Source organism: Streptomyces sp. NPDC003042 (assembly GCF_053591315.1).
On sequence record NZ_JBSFTP010000007.1, the window covers coordinates 90,485 to 103,363 of the forward strand.

Consider the following 12,879-nt stretch of genomic DNA (forward strand, 5'->3'; position numbering starts at 1 on the left):
ACCTGCCCTCCCGGCTGCCCGTACGAGCTCTTCTTCGCCTCCTGCGACGACCTCGTCGGGCAGTTCGACTACGAGGTCGACCCGGACGACGTCGTCACCACCAACGGTGCGGGGGAGAGGCGAACACGTCCCGGCGCTGAAGCGCGCGGTGCAACTGCTCCAGCACGCGAGCATCAGCGCTCGGACAGCGCCTTCAGGGCGGTGTTGAGCGTGAGGACGTTGACGCGGGGCTCACCCATGAAGCCGAACGTGCGGCCCTCGGTGTGGTCCTTGACCAGCTTCTCGACCTGGGCGACGGTCAGGCCCGGATTCCTCTCCACCACACGGTGGATCTGGAGCCTGGCGTACGCGGGGGAGATGTGCGGGTCCAGGCCGGAGCCGGAGGAGGTGACGGCGTCGGCCGGCACGTCCTCGGGCTTCACGGCGTAGGACGCCGTGGAGTTGTCGGCGATGACGGCGTTCTTGGCCTCGGTCACCGCTTTGATCAGGTCCTCGTTGTCGCCGGCCTTGTTGGTCGCGCCGGAGAGGATCAGCGAGTACCGGGTGTTGACGGTGTTGCCGCCGAGGCCGTTGGAGGGGCGCGGCTGGAACCACTTCAGGTCCGGCTCGGCCGCCTCCTCGGGGTCGTCAGGGTTGTGCTTCGGGAGGGTGTACGTCTGTCCGATGAGGGAGGAGCCGACGACGTTGCCGTCCGCGTCCTTGATCTCGGAGCCGTTGGCCTGGTCGCTGAAGGCGGTCTGGGCGATGCCGGTGACGGCGAGCGGGTAGAGCACGCCGCAGACGACGGTCAGGACGAGGAGGGCGCGGAGTCCGGCGCCGAGCAGGCGGGCGGTGGCGGATACGGAGTTGTTCATGGTCGCCTAGCCGATTCCGGGGATGAGGGAGATGAGGAGGTCGATGAGCTTGATGCCGATGAACGGGGCGATGAGGCCGCCGAGTCCGTACAGCCCGAGGTTGCGGCGGAGCATTTTGTCGGCGCTGGTCGGCCGGTACCGGACACCCTTGAGGGCGAGCGGCACCAGGGCGATGATGACCAGCGCGTTGAAGATGACCGCGGAGAGGATCGCCGACTCCGGGGAGGCCAGGCCCATGATGTTGATCTTGTTCAGGCCCGGGTGGACCACGGCGAACATGGCCGGGATGATCGCGAAGTACTTCGCGACGTCGTTGGCAATGGAGAACGTCGTGAGCGCGCCCCGGGTGATGAGGAGCTGCTTGCCGATCTCGACGATCTCGATCAGCTTGGTGGGGTTGGAGTCCAGGTCCACCATGTTCCCGGCCTCCTTGGCGGCCGAGGTGCCGGTGTTCATCGCCACGCCGACGTCCGCCTGGGCGAGGGCGGGCGCGTCGTTGGTGCCGTCGCCGGTCATCGCGACGAGCTTGCCGCCGGCCTGTTCCCGTTTGATGAGGGCCATCTTGTCCTCGGGGGTGGCCTCGGCGAGGAAGTCGTCGACGCCGGCCTCCTCCGCGATGGCCTTGGCGGTGAGCGGGTTGTCGCCCGTGATCATGATGGTTTTGATGCCCATGCGGCGCAGCTCGTCGAACCGCTCGCGCATGCCCTCCTTGACGACGTCCTTGAGGTGGATGACGCCGAGCACGCGGGCGCCCTTCTCGTCCTCGACGGCGACCAGGAGCGGGGTTCCGCCGGCCTCGGAGATGCGGTTGGCGAGGGTGTCGGCGTCCTCGGAGACCTGGCCGCCCTGCTCCTTGACCCAGGTGATGACCGAACCGGCGGCGCCCTTGCGGGTCTGCTTGCCGTCCACGTCCACACCCGACATACGGGTCTGGGCGGTGAAGGCGATCCAGGTGGCGTGCGACAGCTCGCCCTGGTGGCGCTCGCGCAGCCCGTACTTCTCCTTCGCCAGAACGACGATGGAACGGCCCTCGGGGGTCTCGTCCGCGAGGGAGGAGAGCTGCGCGGCGTCGGCGAGCTCGGCTTCCGTGGTGCCCTTGACCGGGACGAACTCGGCGGCCTGGCGGTTGCCGAGGGTGATGGTGCCCGTCTTGTCCAGCAGGAGGGTCGAGACGTCTCCGGCGGCTTCGACGGCCCGCCCGGACATGGCGAGGACGTTGCGCTGGACGAGCCGGTCCATGCCGGCGATGCCGATGGCGGAGAGCAGCGCGCCGATGGTGGTGGGGATCAGGCAGACCAGCAGCGCGGTCAGTACGATCATCGACTGCTCGGCGCCCGCGTAGATCGCGAACGGCTGGAGGGTGGCCACGGCCAGCAGGAAGACGATGGTGAGGGACGCGAGGAGGATGTTCAGTGCGATCTCGTTGGGGGTCTTCTGCCGGGCCGCGCCCTCGACGAGGTTGATCATGCGGTCGATGAAGGTCTCGCCGGGCTTCGTCGTGATCTTGATGACGATCCGGTCGGAGAGCACCTTCGTACCGCCGGTGACGGCGGAGCGGTCACCGCCGGACTCGCGGATGACGGGGGCGGATTCGCCGGTGATGGCGGACTCGTCGACGGAGGCGACGCCTTCGACGACGTCTCCGTCGCCGGGGATGATGTCGCCGGCCTCGCAGACCACCAGGTCGCCGATACGGAGCTCCGTACCCGGCACCGGTTCCTCGCTCGTGCCGTCCTTGGTCAGTCGACGGGCGACGGTGTCGGTCTTGGCCTTGCGCAGGGTGTCGGCCTGGGCCTTGCCGCGGCCCTCGGCGACCGCCTCCGCGAGGTTCGCGAAGATCGTCGTCAGCCACAGCCAGGCGGTGATCGCCCAGCCGAACCAGTCGCCCGGGTCCTTGGCCGCCAGAACGGTCGTGACCACCGAGCCGATGAGGACGACGAACATCACCGGGGACTTGACCATCACCCGGGGGTCGAGCTTGCGTACGGCGTCGGGGAAGGACTTCAGCAGCTGTTTCGGCTCGAAGAGCCCTCCGCCGACGCGGCCGCCGTCCGGCTTGTGGCCGGTGGGCACGTCCTGGTGCGGTGCGCGGGTCGGAGTCATGGTCGGCATGACGTCTTCTTCTTGCTTCCTTGTGTCGGAGGTCATGACGCCAGCCCTTCGGCGAGCGGACCCAGCGTGAGGGCCGGGAAGTAGGTGAGGCCGGTGATGATGAGGATCGTGCCGACGAGCAGCCCGGCGTAGAGCGGCTTGTCGGTGCGCAGGGTGCCCGCGGTCTCGGGGACGGGCTTCTGTCCGGCGAGGGAGCCGGCCAGGGCGAGGACGAAGACCATGGGCAGGAAGCGGCCGAGCAGCATCGCGATGCCGATGGTCGAGTTGAACCACTGGGTGTCGGCGTTGAGGCCCGCGAAGGCCGAGCCGTTGTTGTTCGCTCCGGAGGTGTAGGCGTAGAGGATCTCGGAGAAGCCGTGCGCGCCGGAGTTGGTCATCGAGTTGGCCGGGGTGTCCAGCGCCATCGCCGCCGCCGTGAAGCACAGCACCAGCGCCGGGGTGATCAGGATGTAGCAGGCCGCGAGCTTGATCTCGCGGGTGCTGATCTTCTTGCCCAGGTACTCGGGGGTGCGGCCCACCATCAGGCCGGCGAGGAAGACGGCGATGATCGCCATGATCAGCATGCCGTAGAGGCCGGAGCCGACACCGCCGGGCGCGATCTCGCCGAGCTGCATGCCCAGCAGGGTGATCCCGCCGCCCAGTCCCGTGTAGGAGGAGTGGAAGGAGTCGACCGCGCCGGTGGAGGTGAGGGTCGTGGAGACCGCGAAGATCGAGGAGGCGCCGATGCCGAACCGGGTCTCCTTGCCCTCCAGGGCGCCGCCCGCGGCCTCGAAGGCCGGGCCGTGACCGGCGAACTCGGTCCACCACATGAGGACGACGAAGACGACCCAGATGGCGCCCATGGTCGCGAGGATCGTGTAGCCCTGCTTGACCGATCCGACCAGCTTGCCGAAGGTCCGCGTCAGCGAGAACGGGATGAGCAGGATCAGGAAGATCTCGAAGAGGTTCGTGAAGGGGGTCGGGTTCTCGAAGGGGTGGGCGGAGTTGGCGTTGAAGTACCCGCCACCGTTGGTGCCCAGCTCCTTGATGACCTCCTGTGAGGCCACCGCGCCGCCGTTCCACTGCTGCTGCCCTCCCAGGCCGTGCCCATTCACAAACTGGCCGACCTCGTGGATGCCGGAGAAGTTCTGGATGACCCCGCAGGCGACCAGCACGACCGCGCCGATCACCGAGATCGGCAGCAGGATGCGGACGGTGCCGCGGACCAGGTCGGCCCAGAAGTTGCCGAGTTCACCGGTGCGGGAGCGGGCGAAGCCCCGTACGAGGGCCACCGCGACGGCCATGCCGACGGCGGCCGAGACGAAGTTCTGCACCGCGAGGCCGCCGGTCTGCACGACGTGGCCCATGGCCTGCTCGCCGTAGTACGACTGCCAGTTCGTGTTGGACACGAAGGAGGCGGCGGTGTTGAAGGCCTGGTCCGGGTCGATCGACACGAAGCCGAGCGAGCCGGGCAGGCTGCCCTGCAGGCGCTGCAAGGCGTAGAGGAAGAGCACACTTACCGCGGAGAAGGCCAGGACACCGCGCAGGTAAGCGGGCCAGCGCATCTCGGCGGTCGGGTTGGCGCCGATGGCCTTGTGGATCCACTTCTCCGGCTTGTAGTGCTTCTCGGAGGAGTAGACGCGGGCCATGTAGTCGCCGAGCGGACGGTATGCGAGCGCGAGGGCGGCGATCAGCGCGAGCAGCTGGAGCACACCAGCGGTTTCGGGGCTCATGCGGTGCTCAGAACCTCTCCGGGTACACAAGGGCGAGGACGAGGTAACCGAGCAGGGAGACGGCCACGACGAGGCCGACGATGTTCTCGGCGGTCACAGCTTCGTCACCCCCCGGGCGATGAGCGCCACCAGCGCGAACACCGCGACCGTGACGAAGACGAAGGCCAGGTCGGCCATCGCGAGCTCCTGGATGAAGTGATGAGACGGAAATCGGCCGGGTGGCCGGTGGCCATCTCATCGCGTCTTCACCCAGGCGCCGCGACGTCTTGACGGGGTTCATACGGGCGCAGCGAAACCCTTGACGCCCTCCATACGCCCGAAGCCGCCTCCGGCCGCGAAGTGCGGCCTTTGTCCCTGCGTAGAGATGCCGCCCGCTCCGGGGCGGCGCCCGGCTGCGACTGCCGTACTCCGTCAGGAGTGCGTGAAGACCGGGGCGTCGGGCGTATGGATCTCGCCAGGAGTGCGGGCAACCAGCCCGTACGGCTCAGACGCTGTCCTCACTTTGCCCACTCGGAGGATCGGCGACATGGCCATACACACAGGAAAGCCGACCACGGCCGCACAGGGCGGCCCTGGCCCGGAGGAACCCTCTGCCATCGGCGCGGCGGGGTCGGGCGAGCGGCACAGGCTCACCGCGCTCCAAGGCCTCGCCGCGCTATCGCTGGACGCGATGGCATCAGCGGCCTTGAATGCGGCCAGAACCTGCTTCCCTGACCAGACATCGGCGTCCGCGTGACGCGGGACGACGCGGGACGACGCGGGACTCACGCCGTGGCGACCTCGTACCAGGCCCCGCCCCCGACCGGAGCCGGATCGAAATCGAAACGCGGCCCCGACACCCGGCCGAGCGCGACCAGGGCGACCGATGTCGTCGACCACCACCTGCCCCGCCGCACCTGGGCCGCCTGCACCAGGCAGGAGGAGCTCGCGGCAGGTGCGGCGTCCGCACTGGCCACAGCCGGCCAGGCGCCCCAGGCCGCGGCCGTCCCCCCGGTTGCGGGTTCCGGGCGCGGTACAGCCTCCAGACGTCGGCGGGCGTGCTCAACGCGGGCCGGCGACCGCTGGCTCCTCGCCGACGGCACCGCGGTACGACTACCCGGGGCGACCAGGCCGTCCTCCGCGATCGCATGCATCCCGGACGTGAGCTCGTACGTTGTCAGCCGCTGCTCGGACCAGCTCATTACCCTCACCCCGGCCCGATCCGCGTACACGAGGTGAAAGGGGTCGTAGCGCTCCAGATCAAGACCTGTGAGGCTTCCCGTTCTCGTCATCGTCAGGGGTACATCGCCCCGGGACCTGCGTGAAGCCGCATGAGCAGGCACCCCTGCCCCATTGAGCAGACAAGCCAGGCGCTGCCCACGCCCCTCACCATGCGCGGCGCCGACCGGGGTACCCCGATCCAGCGCAAAAACGGCCCCCGAAACCGTTGCTCCCCGGCAAGCTCATACCCCCGTCCAAACCTCGATATCCGTGGGGGTGTCAGTTCCCCTCGGTTTCGAAGGTGCGCAGCAAATCGGCGGCGACGCTCACGGCAATGGTCGCGGGTTCCTTGCCAGTGATGTCGGCCAGCCCGATCGGGGTCTTGATCCGATCGATGGTGGCCTCGTCGTGACCGCCCTCGGTGGCGAGGCGTTTGCGGAACCGCACCCACTTGGCGGCCGACCCGATCAGCCCGATGGAGCCGAGATGGGTGGTGCGCAGTGCGGCGTCGCACAGAGCGGCGTCCTCGGCGTGATCGTGGGTCATGATCAGGACGTGGGTGCCGCGCGGCAATTCCGCCAGCACTTCCTCGGGCAGCAGCGGCGTGTGACGCACGTGGACCTGCGCCACCGCGTCTGCCAGCACGTCGAGCCGCTCCTCGGTGAGCATGTCGGAGCGGCTGTCGATCAGATGGAGGTCGAGGTCCTGACGTGCCAGGACGCGCGCCAGTTCCAGCCCGACGTGCCCGACGCCGAAGATCGCCACCGCCCGTACCACCGGCAGCGGTTCGAGAAGCACCGAGACCGTGCCGCCGCAGCACTGCACGCCATGCTGGTTGGTGACCTTGTCGTTCAGGGCGAAATCGATCAGCTCCGGTTCCGGCTTGGACGCGGCGATCGTCTCCCGGGCCCGATCGATCGCGACGGCCTCGACATTGCCGCCACCGATCGAGCCCCACGTCTCGGTCCGCCCCACCACGAGCTTCGCACCGGCGTCGCGCGGGGCATGGCCGTGCACGGTCGCGACGGTCACCAGCACGCCGGACTCCCGGCGTGCCCGCAACCGTGCGACCGCGGCGACCCACGTCATGTCAGGCACTGCTCAACGCTTCCGCGTCGGTGCGGATCTTGCCGTCGGCCGGCCCCGTTCCGGCGTGGACGCCGCGGGCGTCACCGTTCCGGGAGGCATCGCCCTGGCGAGCCGCCTGGATCGCCCAGTACACCGCCTCCGGCGTCGCGGGCGAGGCCAACTCGACGCTGACCCCGCTCGGCCCGAACGCGGCGGCGGCCTGCCGCAACGCTTCTCGCACCGAGAACGCCAGCATCAGCGGGGGCTCACCCACCGCCTTGGACCCGTATACCGCGCCCTCTTCGGTGGCGTTCTCCAGAAGCGTGACGTTGAACTCCTCGGGCATCTCCGAAAAGCTCGGCAGCTTGTAGGTGCTCGCGGCCTGCGTCAGCAGCCGGCCGCGGTTCGGCCCGTCACCGTCGTCCCAGCGCATGTCCTCGAGCGTCAGCCAGCCCGCGCCCTGTACGAAACCACCCTCGACCTGACCGATGTCGATCATCGGGGACAGGCTGTCGCCGACATCGTGCACGATGTCCACCCGCCGTATGCGGTACGCGCCGGTGAAGCCGTCCACCTCCACCTCGGCCGCGGCGGCGCCATGGGCGAAGTACTTGAACGGCGACCCCCTGAACGTCTTCGCGTCCCAGTGCAGGCCCTCGGTCCGGTAGAAACCGGCCGCCGACAACTGAACCCGCTGGAAGTACGCGGTGCGTACCAGGTCGTCCCAGGCCAGTTCCTTGTCGCTGCCCAGGGTGCGCGCGACGCCCTCGACGATGCGCACGTCCGAGGCGTTCGAACCCAGCTGGGTGGCGGCCACCCGCAGCAGCCGCTCGCGCAACTGCTCACAGGCGTTCTTCACCGCCCCACCGTTGAGATCCGTCCCGGCACTGGCGGCGGTGGCAGAGGTGTTGGGCACCTTGTCGGTTCGCGTCGGGGCCAGCCGCACCTTGTGCAGCGGGATGCCCAGCGTGGTCGCGGCCACCTGCAGCATCTTGGTGTGCAGACCCTGGCCCATCTCGGTGCCGCCGTGGTTGATCAGGACGGAGCCGTCCTTGTAGATCAGCACCAGAGCGCCGCCCTGGTTGAAGGCGGTGAGGTTGAACGAGATGCCGAACTTGAGGCCGGTGACCGCGAGTGACCGCTTGGTGTTCGAGTGTGCGGCATTGAAGGCGGCGATCTCGCGCCGGCGCTCGGCGATGCCGGCGTTGTCCTTGACCTGCTCCCAGACGGCGGAGATCCGTTCGGGCTGAACGACCGGCTGTCCGTACGGCGTCGACTGACCCTGCCGGTAGAAGTTGCGCTCCCGCAACTCCATCGGATCCAGGCCGAGGAGCGGTGCGCACCGGCCCATGATGTCCTCGATCACCAGCATGCCCTGCGGTCCGCCGAAGCCGCGGAAGGCGGTGTTGGAGACCTTGTTGGTCTTGGCGATGCGACCGGCGATGCGCGCGTGGGGAATCCAGTAGGTGTTGTCGATGTGGCACAGCGCGCGGGCCACCACCGGCTCGGACAGATCCAGGCTCCAGCCGCCGTCCGCGGTCAAGGTGGCGTCCAGGGCCTGGATGCGGCCGTCGGCGTCGAAGCCGATCTTCCACTCGGCGTGGAACCCGTGCCGCTTACCGGACATGGTCAGATCCTGAGTGCGGTTGAGCCGCAGCCGAACCGGCCGGCCGGTCAGCTTGGCGCCGAGCGCGGCGACGGCCGCGAACCCGTGCGGCTGCATCTCCTTGCCGCCGAAGCCGCCACCCATCCGCAGACACTGCACGGTCACCTCGTGGCTGTGCAGACCGAGCACGTGCGCGACGATTTCCTGGGTCTCCGAAGGATGCTGGGTGCTGCTCTGGACGAACACCTGCTCGGCCTCGTCGATGTGGGCCAGCGCCGCGTGCGTCTCGAGGTAGAAGTGCTCCTGGTCGGAGAACTGGAACTCGCCGGTGAACACGTGGGCGGAGTCGGCGAAGCCGGCGTCGACGTCGCCGGTCAGCATCACGGGCCGAGCGCCGTGAAAACTGTTGGCCGCGATCGCGTCCTGCAGCGTGACCAGGGAGGGCTGCTCGTCGAGCTCCACTTCGACGGCCGCCGCACCGAGCCGGGCCGCCTCCAGGGTCTCACCGAGCACCCAGGCGACCGCGTGGCCGTAAAACATGACCTCGTCGGGGAACAGCGGTTCGTCATGCTTCATACCGGCATCGTTGACGCCGGGCACGTCCGCACCGGTCAGCACGCGGACCACGCCGGGCACGGCGAGCGCGGGCTCGGTACGCAGCGCGGTGATCCTGCCGTGGGCCTTCATGACCTGGACCGGGTACGCGTGCAGCACGTCCTTGGTGCGATGGACCAGGTCGTCGGTGTAGAGCGCTGTGCCGGTGACGTGCTGGACGGCACTCTCGTGCGGCATCGAGACGCCGACGACCGGCTTTTCGGGGCGCTCGGACAAATGGCTCATGAGGAAACCGCCTCAGTGTTTGTCGCGGGTTGCGCGTACAGCTTCAGCAGGCTCTGGCCGAGCATCGCGGAGCGGTAGTCGGCGCTGGCGCGGTGATCGTTCATCGGAGTGCCCTCGGCCCGCAGCAGCGGGGCCGCGGCCTCGATGGTCTCCGCCGCCCACGGCTTGCCCTCCAGGGCCGCCTCTGTGGCGAAGGCGCGAATCGGGGTGGCGGCCACGCCGCCCAGGCCGATGCGTGCCTTGCGGACGATCCCGTCCTCGATGTCGAGCGCGAAGGCGACCGCCACGCTGGAGATGTCGTCGAAGCGCCGCTTGGCGATCTTGTGGAAGGCCGCGACCGGCGACAGCGGCAGCGGGACGCGCACCGAGCGGATCAGCTCGCCGGGACGGCGCACGCTCTGCCGGTAGCCGGTGAAGTAGTCCGCCAGCGGGACCTCGCGCTCACCGTCGGCGTCGGCGAGCACCACCGATGCCTCCAGCGCGAGCAGCACCGGTGGGCTGTCGCCGATGGGGGAGCCGGTACCCAGGTTGCCGCCGAGGGTCGCACCATTGCGGATGAGCCGGGATGCGAACTGCGGGAACAGCTCGGCCAGTAGCGGGACTTCGCCGTCGAGACGACGCTCGATCTCGGTGAGCGTCAGCGCCGCCCCGATCTCGATGGAGTCGGATTCGACGCGCAGCTCCCGCAATTCGGGCAGCCGGTCGACGGCGACCACGCAACCGGCGCGGCGGGAACGGATGTTCACCTCCACACCCCAGTCGGTGGAGCCGGCGACCACCACCGCGTCGGGCCGCTCGCGCAGCAACCGCAGCGTTTCGGCCAGGGTGCTCTTCCGCAGGAACGCACTGCCGTCCTGGGTGTATTCGGTCGCGACCGGTGCGGGCGGGGACTGCTCGCGACGCTGCGCGAGCGGGTCCTCATCGGTGGGCGTACCGACGGCGAACGCGGCATCGCGAATCGGGCGGTAACCGGTGCAGCGGCACAGGTTTCCGCTCAGCGCGTGCAGATCGAACCCGTTCGGACCGTGCAGGGCGTCGGTGCTTTCGGTCGAGTCCGCGCCGTCGGTCGAGCCCGCGCCGTCGGCCGAGTCCGCGTGCGGGCAGCGGCCGGGTCGGTAGTACTCGGCGGCCATGCTGCAGATGAATCCCGGCGTGCAGTAACCGCATTGGGAGCCGCCGCGGACCGCCATCTCCTCCTGCACCGGATGCAGGGTGGGTGGCCTGCCGGGTTCACCGGTGGTGGCGAGACCTTCGGAGGTAATGATCTCCTGACCGTCGAGCGCCGCGACCGGGACCAGACAGGCGTTTACCGCCACCCAGTCGGTGGGCTTGTTCACCCCGGGACGGGCCACCAGGACCGAACAGGCGCCGCATTCACCTTCGGCGCAGCCCTCCTTGGTGCCGGTGAGGCCACGCGCGCGCAGAAAATCCAGCACTGTGGTGTGGGGCGCAGCCGGTGAAATCGGTGTTTCTTTCCTGTTGACCGTGATCCGCGCCGCTACCATGACGGGCCTTCGTTTCGGTGCGCGATCGGTCGATTCATCATGTTCGCCAATTTCAGGCAGCTTTCTGTGTTCAGACGCGCCACGTGAGAAGAGCGGGCGCAAAACGGCACGCAACAGCGAGGTGCCGGGAAATGGTCACGGGAAACCCGGAATGTGCCGCGGACGGGCACGTGAGAAACGGCGTGCTCAGCAGCCGTGCGCGATCCGACCCGGAACCCAGACAGTGCACTGGGCGAGGCGACCAAGATCAGAGCTGATGTACATCCGCTGGTCGCCTCCTTTCGGGAGTTAGTGGTCGGCGTCTACCGCAAATTAGTGGCTGGGGCTACGGAGGTCAAGAGGTTGACCTCCGCGTCTCGAGAAGCGATCGGAATCGAGGTCGGGTACGACGAAGAGGGCGAGGTAGCCACCAAGTTCGGCCTGTGAGGTCGGGCTCGATCGGCGGCGCGAGGGCTGGCTGACGGCCACGGGACGGGGCGCCGAAGCCGGCCGTACTCGGCTCGGTTACTCTCGGCGCCCCTGACGCTCACTCTGCGATCCGGGCAAACCGCGACCGACATCGCCACTCGGGAGACGCCGACCATGAATACGCCACCATCGCCCCTTGGAGCAGAGCGGACTGACGGATCAGCCGTCCGGATCGGCGCTCTCGTTCCGCTGACCCGGCCCGGCTGGGTCGAGGCCGGCCGACACTTGCTCGCTGGAATCGAGCTGGCCGTTCGCGACGTCAACGACGCCGGCGGGATCGTCGGAAGACCACTCGAGCTGGTGGTCCGAGACACCGCGGCTGATCCACAGAGGGCTGCGGCGGCCGTAGACGAATTGGCTCGCCTGGGCGTGGCTGCTTTGGCGGGGGAGTATCACAGCGTCGTCGCTCGCGCCGCTGCCGCCAGGGCCGACGCCCTCGGCCTGCCGTTCCTGTGCTCGTCAGCGGTTCTCGACGCGCTCACCGACCAGCCGACGGAATGGGTCGCGCGCCTCGCCCCGGCGCAGTCCCACGGCTGGCAGGTCTACGCGGACTTCCTCCTGGGCGCCGGCCACAGTCGCATTGCCGTAGCAGTCGAGCCGAGTGTCTACTGGGCATCTGGGACCCGCATTCTGCGGGACTACCTCGCCCCACGTGGCGGCACCGTCATCGAACTCGACGTGCGCGCGCTCGCTCCCACGGCGGTGTGCGACGAACTCGTCGACAATCGAGCGACAGCCCTCCTTCTTCTGGTCGGCCACCCGGAGCCGGCCGTGCCGATCGTCAAGTCTGTCCGCCGCGACCAGCGCCTCGCCGAGATCATGATCGGTGCTCCGGCCGGGCAACCGGAGTTCGCCGAATGGGCGACGTTGCTGGGCGACGACGGCGCCGCGATCCCGTTCCTGCGCTACCTGCCCGAGCGCCTCGGCGCACTCGGTGCACGAGTCGAGACGGCCCTCCGCGAGCGGCTGGCCGAAGCGCCCTCCTTCGTCGCCTTCGAGGGCTACGACACGGTCACCGTCCTCGCCGATGTGCTGCGTTCTCACGGCGCGGACGCGGACCGGGCGCGCACTGCCGAATCCTGGCCGCGCGTCGCGGTCGAAGGCACCCGCGGGGAGATCCGGTTCTCCCGCACGCCAGGCATCAGCGTGTGGCAATGGGCTTGGACGCCAGTCCAAGTCGTTGATCGGGATCCGGCGGAACCCGATCGCTTTCGGATCCTCCACGCCGGCTGAGAGAGCAAGGAGGTCCGCCTGACCGGACCCGTCCGAACTTAAGGCCGGCTACCTGTGAAGCACCGGGCGCGCCCCGCCGCCTCGGCGCGAACGCGACCCGCATCTCGACACGGGCCGGCTGCTGTCCCAGCCACAGGTGGATGCGCCCACCGACCCCGTGTCACACCGGCGTCCGGTAGTGCGGGCCGGGGCCGGGGTCGGGGTCGGCTGCTGCGCGACGAACGCGCTCTGTTTCAGCGGTGTGTTCGCGAATGCATCGGCAAGTTACGTGTATGTGTGGG

9 protein-coding genes are annotated in these 12,879 nt (G+C 68.8%); 1 reads left to right on the forward strand and 8 read right to left on the reverse strand.

Going from position 1 to position 12,879, the window contains the following annotated elements; translation table 11 throughout:
- Nucleotides 1-173: 173 nt before the first annotated feature.
- The 8 genes from ACWDYJ_RS06155 to ACWDYJ_RS06190 all read right to left on the reverse strand — a co-directional run bounded on the left by ACWDYJ_RS06155 (nt 174) and on the right by ACWDYJ_RS06190 (nt 10,897).
- The gene (locus ACWDYJ_RS06155; protein WP_451564278.1) at nt 174-854 is read right to left on the reverse strand and encodes a potassium-transporting ATPase subunit C; all 681 of its coding nucleotides are present in this window, start codon (nt 852-854) and stop codon (nt 174-176) included.
- Nucleotides 855-860: 6 nt separating this feature from the next.
- The gene (kdpB, locus tag ACWDYJ_RS06160) at nt 861-3,002 is read right to left on the reverse strand and encodes a potassium-transporting ATPase subunit KdpB (protein ID WP_451564279.1); all 2,142 of its coding nucleotides are present in this window, start codon (nt 3,000-3,002) and stop codon (nt 861-863) included.
- Entirely contained in the window at nt 2,999-4,678 is a 1,680-nt protein-coding gene (kdpA, locus tag ACWDYJ_RS06165) for a potassium-transporting ATPase subunit KdpA (protein WP_451564280.1), read from the reverse strand. The genes kdpB and kdpA overlap by 4 nt, the downstream gene beginning before the upstream one ends.
- Before the next feature lie 7 nt (nt 4,679-4,685).
- The gene (kdpF, locus tag ACWDYJ_RS06170; RefSeq protein WP_063789431.1) at nt 4,686-4,775 is read right to left on the reverse strand and encodes a K(+)-transporting ATPase subunit F; all 90 of its coding nucleotides are present in this window, start codon (nt 4,773-4,775) and stop codon (nt 4,686-4,688) included.
- Nucleotides 4,776-5,442: 667 nt separating this feature from the next.
- A complete protein-coding gene (locus tag ACWDYJ_RS06175) occupies nt 5,443-5,634 on the reverse strand; it encodes a hypothetical protein (protein WP_451564281.1) in 192 nt (63 codons plus the stop codon).
- A 523-nt stretch (nt 5,635-6,157) separates the two neighbouring features.
- Nucleotides 6,158-6,967 carry a xanthine dehydrogenase accessory protein XdhC gene (xdhC, locus tag ACWDYJ_RS06180; protein WP_451564282.1) on the reverse strand — a complete coding sequence of 270 codons (810 nt, stop codon included), beginning with the start codon at nt 6,965-6,967 and terminating at the stop codon, nt 6,158-6,160.
- Between the two features lies 1 nt (nt 6,968).
- Nucleotides 6,969-9,392, reverse strand: coding sequence for a xanthine dehydrogenase molybdopterin binding subunit (gene xdhB / locus ACWDYJ_RS06185; RefSeq protein WP_451564283.1), 2,424 nt, complete (start codon nt 9,390-9,392; stop codon nt 6,969-6,971).
- Complete coding sequence (locus tag ACWDYJ_RS06190; RefSeq protein ID WP_451564284.1) at nt 9,389-10,897, reverse strand: xanthine dehydrogenase small subunit; 1,509 nt, start codon at nt 10,895-10,897, stop codon at nt 9,389-9,391. Before ACWDYJ_RS06190 ends, xdhB begins: the two co-directional genes overlap by 4 nt.
- A 582-nt stretch (nt 10,898-11,479) precedes the next feature.
- Between ACWDYJ_RS06190 and ACWDYJ_RS06195 the strand changes: the two genes are divergently transcribed.
- The gene (locus ACWDYJ_RS06195; RefSeq protein WP_451564285.1) at nt 11,480-12,598 is read left to right on the forward strand and encodes an ABC transporter substrate-binding protein; all 1,119 of its coding nucleotides are present in this window, start codon (nt 11,480-11,482) and stop codon (nt 12,596-12,598) included.
- The last annotated feature ends 281 nt before the right edge of the window (nt 12,599-12,879 follow it).